This window comes from Streptomyces yatensis, from assembly GCF_018069625.1.
Classification (GTDB): domain Bacteria; phylum Actinomycetota; class Actinomycetes; order Streptomycetales; family Streptomycetaceae; genus Streptomyces; species Streptomyces yatensis.
Window position 1 is genome coordinate 5017865 of the sequence record NZ_CP072941.1, and the last position, 20209, is coordinate 5038073.

At 66.3% G+C, this 20209-nt stretch carries 24 protein-coding genes and 1 tRNA gene; 9 read left to right on the forward strand and 16 right to left on the reverse strand.

Translation table 11 applies throughout. The annotated features are described in order from the left end of the window. Positions 1-192 precede the first annotated feature (192 nt). Positions 193-1152 carry a Yip1 family protein gene (locus J8403_RS20840; RefSeq protein WP_211124488.1) on the forward strand — a complete coding sequence of 320 codons (960 nt, stop codon included), beginning with the start codon at positions 193-195 and terminating at the stop codon, positions 1150-1152. A 157-nt stretch (positions 1153-1309) separates the two neighbouring features. Here the strand turns inward: J8403_RS20840 and J8403_RS20845 are convergent, their stop codons facing one another. Together J8403_RS20845 and dcd are read right to left on the reverse strand one after the other, a co-directional pair. Next, the gene (locus J8403_RS20845) at positions 1310-1807 is read right to left on the reverse strand and encodes a phosphoribosyltransferase (protein WP_208514892.1); all 498 of its coding nucleotides are present in this window, start codon (positions 1805-1807) and stop codon (positions 1310-1312) included. A 5-nt stretch (positions 1808-1812) separates the two neighbouring features. Continuing rightward, a complete protein-coding gene (dcd, locus tag J8403_RS20850) occupies positions 1813-2388 on the reverse strand; it encodes a dCTP deaminase (RefSeq protein WP_078642588.1) in 576 nt (191 codons plus the stop codon). A 640-nt stretch (positions 2389-3028) separates the two neighbouring features. Here dcd and J8403_RS20855 point away from each other — a divergent pair. Beyond that, positions 3029-3102 (forward strand) — tRNA-Gly (locus J8403_RS20855). A gap of 51 nt (positions 3103-3153) precedes the next feature. Here J8403_RS20855 and J8403_RS20860 read toward each other — a convergent pair. From J8403_RS20860 to J8403_RS20905, 10 genes are all read right to left on the reverse strand, one after another. Further along, positions 3154-4311: a tyrosine-type recombinase/integrase gene (locus J8403_RS20860; protein ID WP_211124489.1), complete on the reverse strand. Its 1158-nt coding sequence runs from the start codon at positions 4309-4311 to the stop codon at positions 3154-3156. Beyond that, positions 4311-4514 (reverse strand): excisionase family DNA-binding protein, encoded by a 204-nt coding sequence (locus tag J8403_RS20865; RefSeq protein ID WP_125759263.1) that lies wholly within the window; start codon positions 4512-4514, stop codon positions 4311-4313. The genes J8403_RS20860 and J8403_RS20865 overlap by 1 nt, the downstream gene beginning before the upstream one ends. After that, positions 4507-5802: a replication initiator gene (locus J8403_RS20870; RefSeq protein ID WP_211124490.1), complete on the reverse strand. Its 1296-nt coding sequence runs from the start codon at positions 5800-5802 to the stop codon at positions 4507-4509. The genes J8403_RS20865 and J8403_RS20870 overlap by 8 nt, the downstream gene beginning before the upstream one ends. Before the next feature lie 164 nt (positions 5803-5966). Next, on the reverse strand, positions 5967-6263 hold the full coding sequence (locus J8403_RS20875; protein WP_211124491.1) for a hypothetical protein: 297 nt from the start codon (positions 6261-6263) through the stop codon (positions 5967-5969). 23 nt (positions 6264-6286) lie between these two features. Further along, positions 6287-6481 (reverse strand): hypothetical protein, encoded by a 195-nt coding sequence (locus tag J8403_RS20880; protein ID WP_211124492.1) that lies wholly within the window; start codon positions 6479-6481, stop codon positions 6287-6289. Positions 6482-6496: 15 nt separating this feature from the next. Then, positions 6497-6682 carry a mobile element transfer protein gene (locus J8403_RS20885; protein WP_211124493.1) on the reverse strand — a complete coding sequence of 62 codons (186 nt, stop codon included), beginning with the start codon at positions 6680-6682 and terminating at the stop codon, positions 6497-6499. 11 nt (positions 6683-6693) lie between these two features. Beyond that, on the reverse strand, positions 6694-7320 hold the full coding sequence (locus J8403_RS20890) for a DUF2637 domain-containing protein (protein WP_211124494.1): 627 nt from the start codon (positions 7318-7320) through the stop codon (positions 6694-6696). Between the two features lie 83 nt (positions 7321-7403). Beyond that, the gene (locus J8403_RS20895; protein WP_211124495.1) at positions 7404-8780 is read right to left on the reverse strand and encodes an FtsK/SpoIIIE domain-containing protein; all 1377 of its coding nucleotides are present in this window, start codon (positions 8778-8780) and stop codon (positions 7404-7406) included. A 5-nt stretch (positions 8781-8785) separates the two neighbouring features. Beyond that, a complete protein-coding gene (locus tag J8403_RS20900; protein ID WP_211124496.1) occupies positions 8786-9136 on the reverse strand; it encodes an SCO3933 family regulatory protein in 351 nt (116 codons plus the stop codon). A gap of 184 nt (positions 9137-9320) precedes the next feature. After that, positions 9321-10106 (reverse strand): GntR family transcriptional regulator, encoded by a 786-nt coding sequence (locus J8403_RS20905; protein ID WP_211124497.1) that lies wholly within the window; start codon positions 10104-10106, stop codon positions 9321-9323. 111 nt (positions 10107-10217) lie between these two features. On the opposite strand from J8403_RS20905, the gene J8403_RS20910 reads away from it, so the two are divergent. The 4 genes from J8403_RS20910 (at position 10218) to J8403_RS20925 (ending at position 13812) form a co-directional block, all read left to right on the forward strand. Then, on the forward strand, positions 10218-10625 hold the full coding sequence (locus tag J8403_RS20910; protein ID WP_211128353.1) for an NUDIX hydrolase: 408 nt from the start codon (positions 10218-10220) through the stop codon (positions 10623-10625). 84 nt (positions 10626-10709) lie between these two features. Next, positions 10710-11096, forward strand: coding sequence for an ATP-binding protein (locus J8403_RS20915; RefSeq protein WP_246585921.1), 387 nt, complete (start codon positions 10710-10712; stop codon positions 11094-11096). Beyond that, positions 11090-11503: a hypothetical protein gene (locus J8403_RS20920; protein ID WP_211124498.1), complete on the forward strand. Its 414-nt coding sequence runs from the start codon at positions 11090-11092 to the stop codon at positions 11501-11503. Before J8403_RS20915 ends, J8403_RS20920 begins: the two co-directional genes overlap by 7 nt. A 428-nt stretch (positions 11504-11931) precedes the next feature. Next, positions 11932-13812, forward strand: coding sequence for a hypothetical protein (locus J8403_RS20925; RefSeq protein ID WP_211124499.1), 1881 nt, complete (start codon positions 11932-11934; stop codon positions 13810-13812). A gap of 20 nt (positions 13813-13832) precedes the next feature. Here J8403_RS20925 and J8403_RS20930 read toward each other — a convergent pair whose 3' ends face one another. Further along, on the reverse strand, positions 13833-14231 hold the full coding sequence (locus J8403_RS20930; RefSeq protein ID WP_211124500.1) for a hypothetical protein: 399 nt from the start codon (positions 14229-14231) through the stop codon (positions 13833-13835). A 502-nt stretch (positions 14232-14733) separates the two neighbouring features. On the opposite strand from J8403_RS20930, the gene J8403_RS20935 reads away from it, so the two are divergent. Then, a complete protein-coding gene (locus J8403_RS20935; RefSeq protein ID WP_211124501.1) occupies positions 14734-15045 on the forward strand; it encodes a hypothetical protein in 312 nt (103 codons plus the stop codon). A gap of 440 nt (positions 15046-15485) precedes the next feature. Here J8403_RS20935 and J8403_RS20940 read toward each other — a convergent pair whose 3' ends face one another. Further along, a complete protein-coding gene (locus J8403_RS20940) occupies positions 15486-16328 on the reverse strand; it encodes a hypothetical protein (protein ID WP_211124502.1) in 843 nt (280 codons plus the stop codon). Positions 16329-17067: 739 nt separating this feature from the next. Between J8403_RS20940 and J8403_RS20945 the strand changes: the two genes are divergently transcribed. Continuing rightward, entirely contained in the window at positions 17068-17397 is a 330-nt protein-coding gene (locus J8403_RS20945; RefSeq protein ID WP_211124503.1) for a hypothetical protein, read from the forward strand. Between the two features lie 485 nt (positions 17398-17882). On the opposite strand, the gene J8403_RS20950 is transcribed toward J8403_RS20945, so the two are convergent. Beyond that, on the reverse strand, positions 17883-19061 hold the full coding sequence (locus J8403_RS20950; protein ID WP_211124504.1) for an FAD-dependent monooxygenase: 1179 nt from the start codon (positions 19059-19061) through the stop codon (positions 17883-17885). 121 nt (positions 19062-19182) lie between these two features. Here J8403_RS20950 and J8403_RS20955 point away from each other — a divergent pair, with 121 nt between their 5' ends. Next, the gene (locus J8403_RS20955) at positions 19183-19386 is read left to right on the forward strand and encodes a hypothetical protein (RefSeq protein ID WP_211124505.1); all 204 of its coding nucleotides are present in this window, start codon (positions 19183-19185) and stop codon (positions 19384-19386) included. 279 nt (positions 19387-19665) lie between these two features. Here J8403_RS20955 and J8403_RS20960 read toward each other — a convergent pair whose 3' ends face one another. After that, on the reverse strand, positions 19666-20187 hold the full coding sequence (locus J8403_RS20960) for a hypothetical protein (protein ID WP_211124506.1): 522 nt from the start codon (positions 20185-20187) through the stop codon (positions 19666-19668). Positions 20188-20209: the final 22 nt, after the last annotated feature.

Below are 20209 nucleotides of genomic sequence, written 5' to 3' on the forward strand. Positions count from 1 at the left end.
ACGCCGGGCAGGCGAACGCCGGAGGAACCCGGCGAACGCCGGAGGAACCCCGAGCGGGTGCACCAGATACCCTCAGGAACCACCGGGGGAAAACCCATAAGGGACCCCCTAAGGGATGTCACAGCTCGGCCGCAAAGCCCGGTCCGCCACCACAGCTCCCGTACCCGGCCCGCTACGACCGGGTACGTTCGAATGGTGGCTGGATTCAGGATCGGACGCGGACGGGACTCCCACTCCGCGCAACAAGGGCAGCAGCAGCGGCCGCCGCAGTCGCCGTACGGACAGCAGGAGCCGTACGGCGGTCAGCAGCCGCCGCAGTGGCAGCAGCCCTCCTCACAGGGAGAGCCGGAGTACTTCGGCGGCCAGGACCCGCACTACGGCCCCGGGCACGGGCACGGCCCTGGCCCCGGCCCCGGAGGCCATGGCCAGGGGCAGAGACCGTACGGACAGGGCGGCGGCTACGCCGACAACAACGCGGGCCATACACAGCAGTTCAGCATCGGCGAGGCGCCCGACGCGTACGACCCGTACGGCCAGGACCCCGGTTCGTACGACGACGGCTACGGCGGTCAGACGTACCGCGCCGGCTCCTCCACCGCCCCGCCCGCCGGCCCCCGGCTGCGCTGGCAGCAGCTGCTGAGCGGCATCGTGCTGCGCCCGTCGGCCACCTTCTGGCAGATGCGGGACTACGCGGTGTGGGGCCCGGCGCTGATCGTGACGTTCATCTACGGTCTGCTGGCGGTCTTCGGCTTCGACAACGCCCGTGAGGACGTCCTCAACGCCTCCATGGGCAACAGCATCCCCTGGGTGCTCACCGCGGGCGTCGCCATGGTGATCAGCGCGCTGATCCTGGGCGCCGTCACCCACACCCTCGCCCGCCAGTTGGGCGGCGACGGCACCTGGGCACCGACCATCGGCCTGTCGATGCTGATCATGTCGATCACGGACGCGCCGCGGCTGGTGTTCGCGCTCTTCCTGGGCGGTGACAGCTCGCTGGTGAAGGTGGTGGGCTGGCTGACCTGGCTGGCCGCGGGCGCGCTCTTCACCACGATGGTGAGCAAGTCGCACGACCTGCCGTGGCAGAAGGCGCTGGGCGCGTCGGCGCTCCAGCTGATCGCCCTGCTGAGCCTGCTGAAGCTGGGGACGCTGTAAGGCAGCCACCGCATTCCGCACGACCCGCACGACCAAGGGGCCCGCACCGGCGGGCCCCTTCCTCATCTCACGCGCCACGTGGCGGGCTTGGCACCCGTAAGGATGTCGTCGCGCCCTTAAAGAGGCTCCCCGCGCCCGTCAGGCGCCCGGCACCCCTTCAGGCGTCCCGAACCTGCCCCTCCCGCCGCACGACGGGCGGTTCGACACTCCACGGGAAGTTGATCCACTGATCGGTGCGCTTCCAGATGTACTCGCACTTCACCAGCGACTGCGGCTTCTCGTAGATCACCGCACTGCGCACCTCGGCGACCGACCCGATGCAGAAGTCACGGACCAGCTTCAGCGTCTTGCCGGTGTCCGCCACGTCATCGGCGATCAGCACCTTCTTGTCGGAGAAGTCGATCGCGTTGGGCACGGGCGCGAGCATCACGGGCATGTCGAGGGTGGTCCCCACGCCCGTGTAGAACTCCACGTTCACCAGGTGGATGTTCTTGCAGTCGAGCGCGTACGCCAGCCCGCCGGCCACGAAGACCCCGCCACGGGCTATGGAGAGCACGATGTCGGGCTCGTACCCATCCTCGGCGATCTTCTCCGCCAGCTCGCGGACCGCGACCCCGAACCGCTCGTACGTAAGGTTCTCGCGCTGCTCGCCCATGTCACTCACACCTTCGTCCGATGGAACCGCTGGAACGACCGCGAAGGCGTCGGCCCGCGCTGCCCCTGATAGCGGGAGCCGTAATGGGCGGAACCGTAAGGATGCTCGGCGGGCGAGGTCAGCCGGAACATGCACAGCTGCCCGATCTTCATCCCCGGCCACAGCTTGATCGGCAGCGTCGCGACATTCGACAGCTCGAGCGTGACGTGCCCGGAGAACCCCGGGTCGATGAACCCCGCCGTGGAGTGCGTCAGCAGCCCCAGCCGTCCCAGACTCGACTTCCCCTCGAGCCGCGAGGCGATGTCGTCGGGCAGCGATACGACCTCGTACGTCGAGGCGAGCACGAACTCCCCGGGATGCAGGATGAACGCGTCCTCGCCCTCGGGCTCCACGAGCCGCGTCAGATCGGGCTGCTCCACCGCCGGGTCGATATGGGGATAGCGGTGGTTCTCGAACACCCGGAAGAACCGGTCCAGCCGTACATCGATACTCGACGGCTGCACCATCGCCGGGTCGTACGGATCAATCCGCACCCGTCCGGCGTCGATCTCGGCCCGGATGTCCTTGTCTGAGAGAAGCACCCGAAGAGGATACGCACATCGGACCCACCCCCACGGCACAGGCCCGGTCCCACCGGACCGGGCCCGCACCCTGCGGCTTCATCGGCTACCGCTTACCGCTTATCGGCACCCACCGGCACGGCGTGCCGGAGCCGGGCGCAACGCGGACACCGCAGCAACCGGCCGGGACCGATGCGGTCGACGGTGAGGTGCTGCATCGGGAACGAGGCGGTGCTGAATACGTGCCCTTCAGCACAACGGACGACGGTGCGCTCCATTGAGTCCCTTCCCCAAGAACGTGGACGGCGTGGACGACAAAAGCCACATTAGGGGATCAACCACGCACCACTCCACGCGGCACTCCGGACCCCCACCGTACGCCCAACTCCCGCACCCCCACAGCCGCTTCCACCCCGCCCCCACGCCGGACATCCACCCCAAAACCACCCCGAAACCCGCACGAATCCCCACCAACTCGACCTGACCCCACCCCGGTCTCACCCACACCCCGACGCCACCTTGGCCCCGCCTTGACCGCACCCCGGCCCCGCCTTGACCTCGATCCCACCCGAACAGCACGAAGACCCCACGACGAATGCGCCGGGGGTCAGCGATGGGGTAAAGTATCCGACGATGCGGCGCCGAAGATCAGGCGCCTCTCGCGGGTGTAGTTTAATGGTAGAACATGAGCTTCCCAAGCTCAGAGCGCGGGTTCGATTCCCGTCACCCGCTCCATGATGAAGGCCCAGGTCAGCGACCTGGGCCTTGTTTGTTGTCTAGACCTCTCTATGCCTCCCGTGCCCGTTGTGTGCCCGATGGGCTCTGGGCCGCCTCGCGGTGTGCCCGTACGCGAGCGTCGAGGGCAGCGGCGATCTCCTTCTGACGGTCGAGGTTGGAGTGCTGATAGATCAGCGCTGCCCGCTCGGAGGACTGGCCGGCACGGACCATGGTGTCCTTGAGTGTCGCCCCGGATTGGGTCGAGAGCGTGTGGCCGGTGTGACGAAGATCGTAGAAACGGAAGTCGTTGGGAAGCCCGACTTTCGCCCGCGCCCGACGCCACTTCCGCCCAAAGGAGGACCTGCGAAACGGCGCTCCCTTCTCCCCCACGAACAGCAGCCCGTTGGGCTCCTTCTCCGCGAACCATTTCAAGTGCCGCTCCAGGTCCTTTCGGAGGAAGCCAGGCAGCACGATGAACCGCTTCCCCGCTTCGGACTTGGTGTCACCGACCACCCGCCGCCCGGTCGTCAGCTCGGGCGCGGCCCGCCGGACCCAGACGCCGACCGTTTCGAGGTCCACGTCAGGCCGCCGCAGCTCGGCTTGCTCCTCCGGCCGTGCGGGCCCGTACGCCGCGATGTAGACCATGAGGCGCCAGCGGGGCCCAATCGCGTCCGCGAGGGCGTCCACCTGGTCCACGGTGGCGACGGGCCGCTCAGGAGCCGACTCCTTGCCCGCCCCTCGAATGCGGCACGGATTGCGGCGGATCAGCTCGTCCTCAACCGCCGTTTGCAGGATCGCTTTCACCAGCCGGTACGACTTGGCGACGGTCGTTTCCCCCGTGGCCTTGAGCCGCTCAGCACGCCATGTGCGCACCCGGGGCGGGGTGATCTCGTCCAGCTCCCAGGACTGGAAGGTGGGCAGGATGTGCAGCCGCAGAAGGCGCCGGTACAGCTCTTCAGTGGTCGCGGAGAGGTCCCGTTCGTCGACCCACTGCGCGGCGTACTCAGCGAAGTTGACCGCCCCCGCGTCGGGGTCCTGCCAGTCGCCCTTACGCACCTCCGTCTGCCTCTCAGCCAGCCAGTCATCGGCCTCCCTGGACGTGGCAAAGGTGATGGGCGCCGGGCGATCAACGCCATCGGGACCGAGATAGCGCGCCTGATAGCGCCCGGAGCGGAGCTTGCGGATGCGGCCGAAGCTCCGCTTCTTCGATGGCTTCTTCTTCGGCATCAGGCAGCCCGCCCGAGACGCCGACGCCGAGGCTGCACGGTGTTGGCGTCGATGTACTCCTGAATGACGCTCTCCGGGATCCGTACGTGACGGCCCACCTTGACGTACTTGATGCGCCGCTCGGCGACCAGCCGTCGGGGGAATCGCTGGGTGGTCCCCAGCAGCTCGGCCACCTGAGCAACGCTGAGGTACCGGTCACGCATGGGTCGGTTCTCCTTCCGTTCCGGGAGCGGGGGTGATGGTGGCGCTGAGCCATTCCTCAGCGGGGGTGAGGCCGGTACCGGCGTAGACCCAGTGGGCGAGGACCAGCGTGGTCTCGTCCGGGCCGGAGTCGGTGGCCGCAGCCTGAGCACGTCGCCAGGCAGCGCGGGCGTCGCGGAGCGCGCCGAGGGTGGTGGAGTAGCGGCGGGACTTGGTGGAGAAGTGGCCCCGGAAGCCGAGCATGTGGGCCCAGGCGCGAAGCCGGAGGTGCTCCAGGTCTTTGCGGGCCCCGAGCGCCCAGGCGGTACGGACGAGGCGGCGGGCGTGCTCGCTGATGTCGAGCTGAGCCACCTCGGCGATGAGCCGTATCGGCCGGTCCAGCGCTCCGGTCGCGGTCTCGGCACCCTTGGTGGCGTACTTGGCGATGTACGCGGCCACGGCACGGTCGGTCAGCTCCTGGCGGCCGTTGAAGTCGGCACCTCGAATGGGCCGTACGTCGAGCTGCCCGCCGAAGGCGAAGGTGCGAGCCCGGCCGTCAATGACGGCTCCGGGGACCTGCACCCTGGAAGCAGCGGTCCGGATTGCGTCAGTCAGCAGCTCGACCGTGGCCCAGGCCGGGGGCGGGGTGTCGCCGCCGTCGGGGCCGTCGATGCGGATCACGGCATGGAAGTGGACAGCACCGCGCTTTTGGTACTCGGCGACCTTGGCAAAGGACAGCCGCGCATGGTCGCGGAAGGCCCGTTGCGTGAGCCCGGCCCGCTTAGCAACCTCCCGCCGCAGGTAGATCGAGAACCGCCGCCACAACAGGCCCGCGTGAGCGTTCCAGAGCACCGCGGATTCGTAGTCGTACCGGTCCTGGTCGAGAGGCGCTCCAAGGGCGTCGTCGTCCTGGTCGTGGCGGACACCGCAGCGGCACGGGCGACGGAGACCGGCGGGGCCGGTGGGCCGGTTGTGGACCGGGCCGAAGCTGGGCGCGGTGAAGGTGGCGAAGACCCGGGGATGAGTGGCGACCTCTTCCGGAGTGCCCTTCCCGCCGCGCAGTCCGGCGGTGATCAGGTGGAAGGTGTCGCGGCGGTAGGTCTCGGCGCAGGCCGCACAGCGGGTGGTACGGCGGTTGTTGCAGCGGACCAGGAGATGCCCGGCGGGCAGCTCGGCAGAGTCGAGGTGTCGGAGGACGTGGCCAATCTCGCCGGTGTCCTGGTTGAGGTGGTGTTCGATGCGGTGGCCGTCGAGGCGAATGGGGTTGGTGCAGCCGCCGAGGCCGGAGAGTTGGCGGAGCAGTGCGGGCATGGTACCGAGTGCTGCCAGGCTGCGGAGTTCGGGCAGCGGTGGTGGGGTGGTGCGGGTGATGATGGGGCTCCTCTTTCGGCTCTTGGGTCGGGAGGGGTTGGGCTGCCGGGGCGGCGGATGCTTGGCGGTATCGAGGCCGCCCCGGCAGTCGTGTTCGTGCGGGGTCAGCGGCGGCGCTGGCTGGCCAGCAGCGACCGCATGACGACAGCGGCCACAGCGACGGAGACAGCCGTCACGGCCACAGCGGCGAGCAGGGCCGTCAGGACGATGCCGACCGTGACCACGGCGCCGACCGTTCCGGCGTTGAGCCCGCTCAAGACCCCGGCCGGTCGAGCTGGAGCAGGCGCGGGGGCGTGCTGGCAGGAGCAGGCCGGGGCGTGCTGGTGCTGGGCCGCCGGGACGGCGGTGGGCACATGGACGATCGACGGCGTAGGGGCTTCGGGATACTTCGGACGGAACACAGCGATCTCTCCCAGCTACTCGTCTAGTCGTGTTGGTCGTTGACGGATTCGACGCCGGAGCGCGTACCGGACTCCACGGGCGGCGCAAGACCGGTGTGGGCGAGCCAGAAGCCGAACAGCGCGATCACGACGGCAACCCACAGGCGGACGCCCATGAACTTGATCGCGATCCAGGCGACGGCGCCCAGGACGAGGACCAGGGGCAGACTGACAGTCACGGGCGATCTCTCCTTTCAGCGGACGGGGCAGCGGTGCGTACGGGCGGCCAGCTCGGCAGCGGCACGGGTGTCGTAGTCGGCGGAGAAGTCACAGCGCGGCGCGGTGCATACGGCGGTGTGCTTCACCCGGCCCCGCTGATCGTTGGCGGTGCCGACGCGCACCAGGCCGATACGGATGACGTTGCGGAATCGGCGGAGCATGAAGGACTCCTTCAGAGGCGGGATGCAATGGCGTCGGCCAACGGCGCCGGAACGCCGAGGCGGGCGCGCAGGGTCTCAGGGTCGATGGGCGATCCAGTACGGGCGTGGTGGTCGTCGGCGAGCTTGCGCGCGTGGTTCACCAGCGCGGCTGGAACGTGCGGCGCCGTCCGATTCGACTCCAGCTCCGGACCAGCAGGAGGCTCCGCAGTTTCCGGCTCGGCCGTGACCGATACGGCTTCGGCGGGTCCGGCCAGAGCCGACGCGGTTTCGGCCGCTGGTGCGGTGTGGGCGAGGAGCGTTCCGCCGAGGAAGGCCACGGCTGGCCATCCAGCGACGAGGATGCGCAGCCAGGCGGGGACGTCGGTCAGGTCGAGCAGTCCGGCGGTGGCGACGTTGGCCCCGAGTGAGGCGGCCAGGGCGATCACGAACCAGCACCAGCCCGCCGCCTTGGACGAGCCCGACCGCAGCCGCTTCCAGGCCGCCACAAGCAGCAGGTCAACGGAGACCGGATAGGCCCACGCCTTCCACCCGGCCTGTCCGGCCGCCGAGGCCAGGTCATGCAGGTGGGCGAAAGACAGCGCAGCAGCGATGACCGCTTGCACCAACACCGCGTCAATCCGCGCCAGGTGAGCGCGCACGGGCAATCTCCTTCCGGATTCAGGCATGGCAGGGGTAGGGACACGGCGCGGGTACGGTCGCGCCGACCGTCAGACGGGGTGGACTACTCGGCAGCCGGAAGCGGCTTGAGCAGGGACGCCGGAGCGCTCACCGGAACGGCCGGCACGTCCGGCCGGAACGGCTCCAGCGCGGGCATGTCCGGCACGAGATGAGCGGTCTCGCGGCACACTTCGGCCGCCTCAGCCAGCGACAGGTACGGCGTACGGATACGGGACCAGCCACCGGACGTATCACCAGCAACAGCGAGACCGGGCCGCTCCGGAGCAATGGCGCAGGCCGCGCCGACCGCTTCGGGGGCGATGTCGCCGAGTGCCATCTTGGCGGAGGCTTCATCGTTGACGCGGTGGCAGACCCGGCCGGTGAGCTGAGCCCGCAGCATCGTCGCGCCCTTGCCCAGCTCGGCGCCGAAGCGCTGCCCGCACACCTCCAGGTAGATGCCTGCCGCGCGGCCGAGTTGGGCGAGCCGGATGAGCTGGGTGACCATCTCATCCCGCCTTTCCTCATCCTTCCGAGTGGCGACGAGGAACAGCTCGGCCACCTCGTCCACAACCAGCACCACCGGCACCGGCCGCTCCTCCTCCGGCAAGCCCCAGATGTCAGAGGTGATCTCCTCGTCCGGGGTGCTGGGTGCGATGCCCTGCCGGGCCTTGATCAGGTCGTACCGGTCCTCCATCAGCCCGACCAGTACAGGCAGCAGTTCCGCCGCCTGCACAGGATCGGTGGCCAGCGCCGAGAGCCGTGGAGCGAACGGCACCAGCTCGACCCCCCGCTTGCAGTCGATCCCGACCAGCGCGACCGGTTGCCGGGCGAGCCCGGCGATGAGGTGCCGCAGGAACATCGACTTCCCCGACAACGTGGCGCCCAGTGTGAGCTGGTGTGGGATGGCCCGGTAGTCCCGGACGAACGGGGTCGCGTCCTCTCGCAGCGCCACCGGCACCTTGAGGAAGCCACCGCCGGTCTTGCGCGGCATCCGGACCTTCCGGAGCACGTCGAAGCCGATCAGCCGCAGTTCGACCACGCCCGGTTTGATCTCCTCCACGTACGCGCCGTGAACGCCCCAGGCATGCCGCAGCCGCTCGGCCGAGGCTGCCACGTCGGCAGGTTCCTGCCCCGGTGCCAGCCGCAGCCGGACCCGCAGCCCGGTCGACGTGGGCCGGATCAGTCCCCGGCGCGGAGGCACCGGCCGGACTTCCCGGTGCGTGAGCGCCTGTATCGCCCAGGCCCGCAGCCGGGACGGCGGAACGGTGAGCCCGCAGGCGTCCATCACCGACCCGTACGACCCCAGCAGCCGGGCAGTCGAGAGGGGCATCCCGATCGTGGACCAGTAGGCGGCTGGGTGCCGGGACCGGAGGTAGGCGGCCCCGCCGACCATTCCGGCGACCGGACCACCCACCTCCATCAACGTCATGGCGTCGGTCATCAGGGTCAGGCCCCCGCGCCGACGGATATGGCGGCCGGGGCGATGGCCTCGGCCCGGAAGGCGATGCCGTGCCGCTGCTGCCCGTTGAACACGGACTCCCAGGGCCGGGCGATCAGACCTATCAGCGTGACCGGTGCCCCGAGCGCCAGCCCCTCCGTGACTCCGCTCTCCGGCACGGTGACCTGAAGCAGCGAGGATTCCCCGCCGTCGATGTAGACGACGCCAAGCCGCATCAGCGCTTCACCGCTCTGCGCGTCCTTGGCGATCTCGCCGGTCTGCCGGTCCTTCACCTTCGGCTCCGGCGCCTCAGTCAGCAGAACCGTGGCGCCAGAGGTCTCAACTCGGATGGAACGCAACTACTTCTCCTTGCTTCTCACTCAACCCACCTACTTGTGTAGATGAGTTGCGGTCTTCGAACCCGAATGAGCGGGAACGACGACCACCATGCCACACAGCTTGCCCACTCGTCTATACGAGTATGCGTCTTCGTGTGTACGAGTCAGAAGAAGCAGCCCGGGGCCACCGCGCCCCGGTCATGCGTCAGTTGGCGGGGAGCTGGTAGGCGAGGACGTACGCGTCGGCGGCCATCACCGTGTCGCAGACCTCCACCGCCCGCCCCTCCGAGTCGTAGGCGGTCCGGACGAGATGGATCACCGGCACCCCAGATGCGAGCTGGAGCGTGCGCACCTCAGTGGGCGAGGGCATCCGGGCCCGGATCTCCTCATCGAAGTGGTCCAGGCGGTGCCCCATCTCCTCCAGCCGGGCATAGATGCCACCGGGGCCGGGGTTCGGCTGCGCGATCGGAGTGTTCCGCGCCAGGTCCAACGGCAGATACGAGGTGGCGAACTCCACCGGCCGCCCATCCAGCAGATACCGCCGCCGCCGAGCCAGCACCTTACGAGGCGAACCGAGCCGGGCCGAGATGTCCTGCGACGGCCGCTCTTCCTTCACCTCGAGGTTGTCCACCTCCGGGCGACTGCCCGCCGCCTCTGCCTCCACGGTGAAGGCCGCCTTGCCCTGATCGCGATGACGCCGCGCGAACCGGTCCGAGGCCAGCCGCCGCACAGGCGGCCGGGGCCGCACAAACACACCCTTGCCGTGCTCGGACAGCACCAGCCCCTCTTGCTGGAGCAGCGACAGAGAGTTGCGGACGGTCATCCGGGAGACGCCGAAGTGGTCGACCAGCTCGGTCTCCGAGGGCAGCTTGTCGCCCTCCCGGAAGCGTCCCTTGTCGATCGCTTCCCGCAGTGCATCGGCGATCTGCCGGAACACCGCCCGGTCGCTCGTCGGGTCCAATACACCCAGGACGGAAGTCAGAGAAGCCATTCGCACATACTCCTTTAGGTATCTAGACGAGCGGCTGACCGGGATTGCTACGGTGGAGAGCCTAGCCAGCCGAGAGGGCAGAGGAACGTGAGCACTGAGCGCCCGCACTCCGTGAGCGTCGCCGGAGTCATCGTCGACGACGCGGGCCGTGCGCTGCTGATCAAGCGACGGGACAACGGTAAGTGGGAACCGCCCGGCGGCGTGCTCGAACGCGGGGAAACCATCCCCGACGCCCTGCAACGGGAAGTCCTCGAAGAGACCGGCATCAAGATCGCGCTTCCCGCGACCCTCACCGGCGTCTACAAGAACATGACCGGCCTGATCGTCTCCATGGTCTTCCGCTGCGAGGCCATCGACGGCGCCCCGACCACCGGAGCCGAGACCCGCGCCCTGCGCTGGGCCACGCGCGACGAGGTCACCGAGCTCGCCGACGAGGCGTACGCGATCCGCGTCCTGGACGCGCTCGACAACACATCCCCGCCGGCCATCCGCGCCCACGACGGCGTACGACTCATCTAGCACGAACCCATGACCCATAGCCTCTACCAGCATGAAGGGACTTGTATGGACGAGTATATGAGTGCTCCGCGAGTTTGGGGCCTGATGTGCCCAGGATCCCGAGAAGAAGTCACCCGCGCCCGCCGCTGGACCCGCGACATCCTCAGCAACCACCCCTGCGCCGACGACGCCGAATTGATCGTGAGCGAACTCGGCAGCAACGCCCTCACCCACACCGCCAGCGGCACCGCTTACGGCACCTTCCAGCTCACGCTGTCGCTCTCACCCCGCACCGTCGCGATCTCCGTCACCGACGAGGGAGGCCACCCAGAAGAAGTCAGCCCTACGGAGGCCGACGCAGACGACACCCACGGCCGCGGATTAACCATCGTCATGGCACTCGCCCGCCGCCTGGACATCACCGGCGGCCAGTACGGCCGCACCGTCACCGCCCAGCTCGTAGCACCCGAGACAGGAGCCACCACATGCTGAGGCCCCTGCTACGACACGGCTACTGGTGCGAATGCTGGACCCGCTCACCAGCCACAGGACCCCGCTCCGTCCTGCTCGCCTCCATCGAAACCAACAGCCCGAGCGAGGCCACCCGATGGATCCGCATCACCGTGCGCACCATCGCCACAGCACTCGACCGGGAAACAGCCCATGAGGCATGGGACTGGGTCACCTACGGCCACAAGGAGGCCGAAGACGCCCTCACCAACGGCGGAGCAGCCACATTCGCCCTCACCCAGCAAGACACCCACATCGAATGGATCCTCCGGCCGGTCATCTTCCTACCGCTCGCCCACCGCGAGTCTCGACGCCTTCCAGCATGCGCCGAACAGTTCACCTGCCCCACCACACACAAGATCGCCCGACACCAGGCCAACGGCTACTGAGTTACAACCTTCTCTACGGGTTCAAGGCGCCGCGCAAGCGCGGCGCGCGCGGCCCGGCGGCGCGGGCCGCCGCTCCTGTCTCCGCCCCGCTCCGGCCCGACCGCCGAGCCGCGCGCCAGCAACGGGCACCTTGGCTGAGGAGAAGGGGTACGTCGTGGCTGGGGGTCGGCTCCACGGCTTTAGGCACCTCCCCGGTCCGGGTCCCGCGTCGGGCAAGGCCAGGGGGCCACTCGTGCTAATTCCGGGCAGGTCCAAAGCCTGCCCGAGTTGCCAACTAGCGTACGGCCCCCTGACCATGCCCGACCCCAAATCGGGCAGGCCACCGCCCAAACCCGCTCCACCGACGGCGTCAGCCTCTAGGAGCACCCGATCGAGTTCCGACGCAAAAAGCCTGCGGTTTGGCACCTGATGATGTCATAGTCGATGACATGCACTCTTCGTCACCCAACATGCCTACTTATATAGATCTTGCAGCAGAATGCCTTGACCACGAGAGCGAGAGGTGGTCAGGAGAGGACACCATCAGTCTGCACACGGCAGCTTCCGAGCTGCTGGCATGGGTGAATGACCAACGCAACTACGTGCAGAGGTTCCATAAATCTGCATGGCAGTCGGCAATAGATGACATCGAGCATTCACTAAACACCATAGGCAGTTCCCTGCAAGGGCATATCGCTCCCGTTCGAGAAGAGATACTGAGACACACACAAACATGCCTAAAAGATCCGAAGAACCCGCAAAGGGAGCCACTAAAGCGAAATTTGCAGCAACTCCTGGAATCACTCCAGTCAACGCAAGCCTTGTCTGCATCCTGGCAGGACTTTCTCCGCTCCTGCAAACGACCCGAGCACTCGTTGCGTCGAGTCGCAATGACACGAGATGAGTTCTGGGCAATAGCCAAAGCATGCGGCCACAATTGCAAAGAACTGAATAGCATGCTGAATGGAATTCTCGAAAATGACTTGCAAGGAGTCTATCGCGCAAAAACGGTTCTGGGAGAAGACACTTCTACCTTCCCAGAAAACGTCCGTGATCGCATCAACGCTTCGGCCAGTCTAAGCAGAAGAGACCGAGAGGAACTGTGCCTCCGCCTCGTCGAAGCAAAGCCGCGAAAAGCTCATCACATCGTTTGGCTCACCTACACGTCCGCACTCATCAATAGAGAGGTTATTACCGCAGGTCCTGTAACACTGTACGACGGACCTAAACTACGCGACATGCCTCAAGACGCAGCAATATTCCCTCAAGAACTTAAACAAACGGATGAGCGAAACATTAGGAGAATATTTCCTAGTGGCGAAAGATTCGTGATGGCACGCGTCGATCTGGGACTAAGCGCGCTATCCGATGCTCCCGCTCTTGCGCGCAAGCAGGCGTTGGCCGTTATCACGGCAGGATCTACACACGCCAGCGGCAAGAAGGGGAGCTGGAAGGAATCGGGAGGATTCGTTCATGTAATGGACGGCAGGATCGTCAGTCAGACGATTACCCGCAGCGGCAACTCGCCAATCACAAGATTTCAACTCGACCCGTTGGCACACGGAATTGATAAAGCAGCCAAAAGAATTTCGACCTACCTGCCTCTCACTTCTCAATCTCTAGTGGAACTTCTCGATTCCGTGAATCTATGGGACCGAGCCCAAGGGTACGATGGAACATCATCGGTACTGACAAATGTTAGACTGATTGAGTTGCTAGCCTCGAATAGAGTCGAGGATTGGACCCATTTCTGTCACCGAGTATTCGAGCACCATTGGACTTGGAGCGATCTTCAATGGGGCTTGCGTCAGGGAATCGATAGAGCAGCCCGAGGATCCTCTGAATTTATCAGCGAGGAGACCCAGGCCGCCATCGACGAGATATACGGCCGCATATTTGAAGACAAAGATGGCCTCGCCTACTCCGATATGGAGTTGGCGCTAAAATATCTTCCTGACCTCGCCCAACATTTTTCCGAAAACGAGTTGATTGGCTATCGCCTAAAATCGCTGGAACGCGATTATTCAACTTGTGCACGCTTGAACGCATCACGCAAGCTCTTGACGAGCAGGTGGAATCGAGCTCTAGCCCGACTTGAGAGAGTTAGGAATGCGCTGACTCACGGCGGTCCGGTGACAGAGGCATCTCTTGACAGCGTGAGCTCCTTCTCGCGAAAATTGGCGGGGAGCTTGATTTCATATGCGCTTGACGGGGTACTGGACGGCAAATCCGTAGAGGAAACAATGACCGAGGCTCAAAAACTCGGGGAAGAGTGGCACGCAAATACTCTCACTGCCACATCTCCACACTCTTTCTTGTTCGGAAAGTAGTGAGTGACAACGGAGTGATTTCACCCAATAAAAGTCTTCACTATGCCAATGAGCGAAGACACGAGTGCAATGACGGCGCCCACGCTGGCAAGTGATGTAGTGGCATTAGGAAATAGTTCTGCGGAAATTTGACGCCATCGGCGCCTGATTACAATGGCTTTCAATTTCTGCCACTGGTGCTGCTTAATGCGACAACCTCGCAACACACCCCGCCCGTTATTACGGCACTGCTCTACGTCGCCCCGATTCAGAGCGCCGCATGGGACCGGAGCCTGAAACAAGAACCAAAGGAAGCTGAGACCAGAAAGTGCCGCGATGCCAGCAGGCCCTATGTCTGACGTCAGCCAGCCAGCAATCGCCACAATAAAGACGAATAGTCCCCAATGCGCCCAAAGTTGGTTTTTCTTTTTCTTGGTCATGTCGGCGGATCGTAACGGCTCCAGCGGGGTGCATCGAGGGGCGCACGGTGGCACTTCCCTGCAACCGCGGCCGTGCCCGTAGCGTGCCCGATCGGACGGTGAACCACGGTCAATCAGGGTTTTCGGAATGGCCAGAATGCTCCCACCGGGAAGTCCATTTCAGCAGGTCGGGCCCACTTCCAAGCTCGTTGGGCCCCGTGATTCCCAAGCTCAGAGGACGGGTTCGATTCCCGTCACCCGCTCCAGCACAAAGCCCCAGGCCAGCGGCCCGGGGCTTCTTTGTTGCTCAAGGCCGCGGGTGTCTCCGGCAGCTCGCGTCGACGCACCAAGATCCAGCACAACGCGATCAGGCTTGGGCCAGAGCGATCGAGACGGGTCGGTTGTTATGTGGCGGACGGGACGCGGGCGTAGGCTCACAACGGCACGATGATCACGCAGACCGGCGCCCAGGAGACGTTCCGATGACCGAGCAGCCCTCTGCCCCGACAGGCCCCTGATACCCATGCCGGCGCTCACTCCAGCAGCGCTCCGAGCAGCGGTCGCCCAAATCGCCCCCGCCCAGTTGCCTTCCTTCGTCGAGCACCTCGACCGCGCGGTTGAACAAGCCGCCACTCAGAGCACTATCGCTCCGCTGCGTACGTTCCTGCTGTGGTGGGGAGAATTCGTCGCCATCCAGCGCTACCCCGTGAGGGCGGCCCGCCTGAGTGAACTGGAAGCCGAGGCAGAAGCAGCAACGGACCGCGAGGCCCTGCGTTCCGCACTCGCCGAGATGCGACAGATCACAGACCTGGCGCAGCGCGAGATCTCCACCTGAGCGATAACTGGGCCTGGGACTACGACCCCGATGCTGACCATGTCGTAGGCAGCCTGTCTCACGAAGTGGTGGCCGAAGAGCAGTTGACGGTCCTGGGCCGCGACGCGGTCGACGTCGGTCGCGGAAACCCGCACGGCGGAGGTCTGCGGACACAGGACATTTCGGAGGACGGGGCTTCTTCATGTTCATGGCCGTGGAGCGGCCAGCCCGGCAGACCTCAGCGACCGGCCCGTAGTTCGGGACGAAGCGCGACCAGCACACCAGATGGAGCGATGGACGCTCCGGAGGCGACTCCTTCCCAACTCCTCGGACAAGGCACGGGTTTCGTTGCAGCAATTCACCCTCGACTGCCCTACCGAGGATGACTCTGAGCGCCAGCACGGACCTCGCGGTCGCCTTTAAGGTACCTGGGCGAAGGCTAGTAACCCGCGCAGAGCGCATCAGGGGCGGCCGAGGGCATCTAGCTCGGCGCGGGCCACGTTGACGAACTCCGCGTGTGCTGCGAGCAGCGCCTCGCTCGCCTCCTGGTAGGCGCTGCGTGCGCGTGCAGGCTCCTGATGTTGCACGTCCCGCAGGAGGGTCTGGTCCCCTAGGTCAAAGGTCCCGGGCGGAAAGGCATTAAACGCCTCATCAACCGCAGCCGCCGCCTGCTCCTCTAGAGAGCGGCGGTCAGCTCTTTGAGGATTGGTCATCAAGACTGAGCCGAGTAAAGTTAGAGCTTCCATGAGGTCTATCGCTGGCCTACTGCCTGCGGGGGAATTGCGTTCCGCGTCGCACATACGGTCGAGAGTGACCCAGGCTCGCCCCATCGCTGCCTGCCGCTTCTGAGCGTCAGCGATCGCCAACGTGTGCGTGAGTACGCGTTGTGCAGCGTCGGCGACGGTTCCGGGAGCTTCAAGGGTCACAACGAGGAATGCGGCGCGCACCGCCGCCTCAGCGATGGCAAGGTCTGCCTTGTGAGCTGCTGCAACCTCGCTATCCACCCGGTCTTCATCAAGGCGTTTAGCTGCTTCGGTCACCTGGTGGGACGCAAGTAGGAACGAGGCGTACGTCTCTCGCTGGACACTGCGGCGCCACTGGACATGCGCAGCGGATGCCTCGGCGCGCACCGCGTCGAGGGCAGCGCGGTACGTGGCCTCAGCCTGGGCGATACCTGCCCGGCCTGTCTCGTCAGCCGTGCGCAGCGCTGCACGCATCTGCCACCGACCGACGAGTAGAGCCGCTGGGATTCCGACCGCAGTGACGCCTGCGGCGGCTATTGCGCCGACTCCTTCAAGATCCATAGAGGTGATAGTGCCGCATACAGCCGCGTGACGGCCTGCTCAAGGTCGACTCGGTCGCCGTTGCCGAGGAGAGCATGGCGGATCGCCGTAGGCGCGGAGCCGCTGCCTCAGCGTCATGTACGTCGTGAGCTGTATCAGCGGCTGGCCGTCCCCCACGGGGTTGGGAGCCGCCGCGCATCGCCCGGGCGGCGGCGGCCGCAGTGGCCGCGAAACTGGCGAGCCTCGGAGCTCCCGATCCCATTGATGACCGCTCCAGCATTGACGCCCGTGGGCCACACCCGGTAGCTGGGGTGAGAAGCGGAGGCAGGGGCCCTTCAGGAGCGGCACCGTGCGGCGATCGACCTCCTGATGCGGGTGTCTACCTGCCTGGCTCGGCTGTACGCACCGACCGCTTCCTAACGAACCGGTGCTCGCTACCCAGGTACCAGTCCGTGCCCGATGCGTGTCCGATCGGGCGGCGAACCACGGTCCACCAGGGTCTTCGATGAGTCCTGTCACGGCACCGCCGTCAACCCATTTCAGCTGGTCAGAACCTGTTTCACATCGACCGGTGCCCGTGATTTCCAAGCTCAGAGCGCGGGTTCGATTCCCGTCACCCGCTCCAGCACAAAGCCTCAGGCCACCGGCCCGGGGCTTGTTCGTTGTCCAGCTGTCCCACGCGTTCGGCGCCACGTTCACTCCCTAGTGCACCATCCGCACTGCGACGCCCTCGCCAGTCCCCATCGGGCATGCTCGATCCATGTGCAGGTACGCAGCGGCGAAGCCGTACGTACTGCCGGAGTCGCTCGACGAGCTGAGCGGGCCGACAGTCGGCAGTGTCACGCTGCCACGCCACATCGACTGGGGACCGCGCTACGTCTACGACCTGACCGACGAGGCCGACTTCCGGCTGATGAACGAGCGGGTCATCCGCGAGGCCCAGACACGCGAGGACCTCGCCGCATATCTGAACGCCATGTCCCTGCGGAAGGTGTGGCGCGAGCTGTTCCTCCCCCTCCCGGTCAAAACGGCGTGGGAAACCCGCTTCCCCGAACTCCGGAAACCGGGCGCCACGACAGCAGCCGCCTAGTGGACCAGCTGCACCGCCAACTGATCCGCATCGGGCTGGACGCTCTCGCCAAGGACTACGGATACGCCCTCGCGGGCGGCTACGCCGTGTAGGCCCACCACATCGTCAACCGAATCAGCGACGAAGTGGTCCTCTTCGCCCACGTCGAGAGGGCGAGCCGCGAGATGAGCCAGGCCGCGGAGCGGATCACCACCGCCTACGAAGCCGCCGGTACACCGTCGAACAAGCCCACCTGACCCCCACCTATACCAGGTTGAACGTCACCGACTCCAGCCTCGGGGACGCGGTTCGCCGACTGGCAGTGGCAACTCCTCTGAACAGTGCTCCGCCACCAAGCCTGACCGGCAAAGACCCCCGCCTGCGGCTGTTCGTAGGCGGGGGGGCTTTGTGGGGTACCTGGGCCGTCGGAGCCAGACGAGGCGGGTAGTGACGCGGACGGACACGATGAGGGCCACCGGCAGCGCGAGAGCGGTCGACTCTGCGGGTCACAGGCCCGGCGGGAGTTCGGGTCCCATGTAGCGTTCCAGGAAGGCGCGCGCGTAGGCCGGGTCGTCACGCAGCCGGAACAGCCGGGCCCGCCGCAGCTTTTCGAGGTACCCCGCGTCCGGGGTACCGGGAAGCGGGCCGTGCTGGAGGTGGAGCATGAAGTGGCTGAACTCCTGCACCTGCCACACGTCGGCGAGGCGCCGCCGGGAGTATGCCGCCAGCACCTCGTCGAGGTCCCCTGCGGAGTCTTCGCGGAAGTGCCGGCCCAGGGCGGCCGCGAGATCGGCCGCGTCGGCCATGGCCAGGTTCATCCCCTTGCCACCGGAGGGCGGCACGATGTGCGCCGCGTCACCCACCAGCGCCACCCGCCCGAGGTGCATGGGTTCCACCACCCAGGTCCGCATCTCCACGAGGGACCGCTCGAGCACCGGCCCCCGCCGCAGCGCTCCCGGCGGGAGCGCCAACCGGGCATCCAGCTCGCGCCAGATGCGTGCTTCGGGCCAGTCCTCCAGGCTCTCGCCCGGGGGCACCTCCAGGTACAGGCGCGTCACCTCCGCGGACCGCAGCATCTGCCCCGCGAACCCGTCGCGGTGCTGACCGTAGACGGTGTGGGGCGCGAAGGGCGGAGTCTGCGCCAGGACGCCGAGGAGCCGCACACCGTGCCGGATGTCGTACTGGGTGAAGGCGTCGGCGGGCAGGGCGGCGCGCACGGGGCCGTACTGGCCGGCTGCCTCCACCACCACCTCGGCCCGCACCACCGTGCCGTCCGCGCATCGCACCACCGGCAGCGCCCGCTCGGTGCCGAGGCCGACGACGGGGCTGCCCAGCAGTACCGTTCCGCCGTCCGAGACGTACCCGTCCAGCAGATCGGCCACCAGCTCGTGCTGTGGGTAGACGAAGCTCGGGGTGCCTCCGCACAGGTCCGCGTAGTCCAGCCGCACGACCTCGCCGTCACACCGGAACTCGCACGCCGTGTGTGGCAGGCCCTCAGCGTGCAGCCGCTTCGAACGCCCGAGGTCGTCCAGGAGCCGCGCGGTGCGGCGTTCCAGGAAACCGGCACGGGACCTGGCCACCAGCTGGTCGCGCCGGAACTTGTCGATCACCACGCAGCCGACGCCCCGCTGGTGCAGCAGCGTTGCCAGTGTCAGGCCGGCGGGCCCGGCCCCGACGACAGCCACCCGTGTTTCGATTGTTCCCGCCACAGTGCTCCTTCGTCCGTGCTGGGCGAAAGGATAGGGAGCCGCTGCTGCATCGCCGCCGGTGCCCGGCACCAACGGGTGGGTCCACGAGGATCTCCGCGTGAGCGGTAACTGGACCTGGGACTACGACCTCGATGCCGAGCATGTCGGAGGCGGCCTGCCCCACGAAGTCATGGCCGAGGTAGAGCGCCTCGCTGAGCAGCTGACGGTCATGGGCCGCGACGCGGTCGACGTCGGTCGCGGAAACCCGCACGGCGGAGGTCTGCGGGCACAGGACATTTTCGGCTCGTGGCCACCGCAGTAGGCGGCGCTCGGCCGACAACGCCCTGTACACATCGACAGGCATGGCGGTCAGTCAGCAGCTCGGTCGTGTCCCAGGCCGGAAGGCGACAGTCGCCACCGGCCCCGTCGATGCGGATCACGGCATGAGGTGGACGGCGCCGCACTTTTGCTACTCGGCGATCTCGGCGAAGGACAGCCGGACGAGGGACAGCCGGGCATGGTCGTGGAAGGCGGGTTCTGACAGGCCGGGGCCGGCGTGCAGGTCATGCCGGTGTCCCGCCGTCAGTCCGGAGGCCTGCCCTCAGTTGGACTCCCTGGGCTCATGCGATTTGTCGCGAAAACAGTCGGAGACGACCGTCACCGCAATCAATGACGTCTTGTCAGGATGCCTGCGCTGATCGAGTAGTCGGATGTCTGCGGAGAAGTGGTCCCGAGTAGAGTTCGCGACGATCTGCGGTGTCTTCGCGGGACTTCCGTCGGGCCCGTCTTTGACGATCTTCCAGTCGTGTTGGGGAAGCTCCGTGCGCAGCCGCTCAAAACTGCGGGACAGATCATCAAACGGCACGTCATAGACGCTCCAGGGATGGTGCATGCGCTGCACTCCCGCGTCATCAGGGTATTTCGAGCACGGTAGCGCCCCCGGACCAGGCTCGGTGACCTTCGCCTTCTTCAGGTCAATGATGTCCAGAATCATACTGGACATTTTCTCCGTCTTCTTTTCCATAGTGCCGACATCACGGACATCCACTGTGTCCGCAGGTTTTTTGTCGCCCATCTGGGAACACCCCGCAATAAAGGTAAGGATCGGAATCACGAAGAGCACCGACCAAACTTTCCCAGAAGTC

Coding starts and splice junctions, on each gene's coding strand:
- J8403_RS20840 (WP_211124488.1), top strand. CDS start 193: ATGGTGGCTGGATTCAGGATCGGACGCGGACGGGACTCCCACTCCGCG.
- J8403_RS20845 (WP_208514892.1), bottom strand. CDS start 1,807: ATGGGCGAGCAGCGCGAGAACCTTACGTACGAGCGGTTCGGGGTCGCG.
- J8403_RS20860 (WP_211124489.1), bottom strand. CDS start 4,311: ATGCCGAAGAAGAAGCCATCGAAGAAGCGGAGCTTCGGCCGCATCCGC.
- J8403_RS20865 (WP_125759263.1), bottom strand. CDS start 4,514: ATGCGTGACCGGTACCTCAGCGTTGCTCAGGTGGCCGAGCTGCTGGGG.
- J8403_RS20870 (WP_211124490.1), bottom strand. CDS start 5,802: ATGCCCGCACTGCTCCGCCAACTCTCCGGCCTCGGCGGCTGCACCAAC.
- J8403_RS20885 (WP_211124493.1), bottom strand. CDS start 6,682: ATGCTCCGCCGATTCCGCAACGTCATCCGTATCGGCCTGGTGCGCGTC.
- J8403_RS20895 (WP_211124495.1), bottom strand. CDS start 8,780: ATGACCGACGCCATGACGTTGATGGAGGTGGGTGGTCCGGTCGCCGGA.
- J8403_RS20905 (WP_211124497.1), bottom strand. CDS start 10,106: ATGGCTTCTCTGACTTCCGTCCTGGGTGTATTGGACCCGACGAGCGAC.
- J8403_RS20915 (WP_246585921.1), top strand. CDS start 10,710: ATGTGCCCAGGATCCCGAGAAGAAGTCACCCGCGCCCGCCGCTGGACC.
- J8403_RS20920 (WP_211124498.1), top strand. CDS start 11,090: ATGCTGAGGCCCCTGCTACGACACGGCTACTGGTGCGAATGCTGGACC.
- J8403_RS20925 (WP_211124499.1), top strand. CDS start 11,932: ATGCACTCTTCGTCACCCAACATGCCTACTTATATAGATCTTGCAGCA.
- J8403_RS20930 (WP_211124500.1), bottom strand. CDS start 14,231: ATGACCAAGAAAAAGAAAAACCAACTTTGGGCGCATTGGGGACTATTC.
- J8403_RS20935 (WP_211124501.1), top strand. CDS start 14,734: ATGCCGGCGCTCACTCCAGCAGCGCTCCGAGCAGCGGTCGCCCAAATC.
- J8403_RS20940 (WP_211124502.1), bottom strand. CDS start 16,328: ATGGATCTTGAAGGAGTCGGCGCAATAGCCGCCGCAGGCGTCACTGCG.
- J8403_RS20945 (WP_211124503.1), top strand. CDS start 17,068: ATGTGCAGGTACGCAGCGGCGAAGCCGTACGTACTGCCGGAGTCGCTC.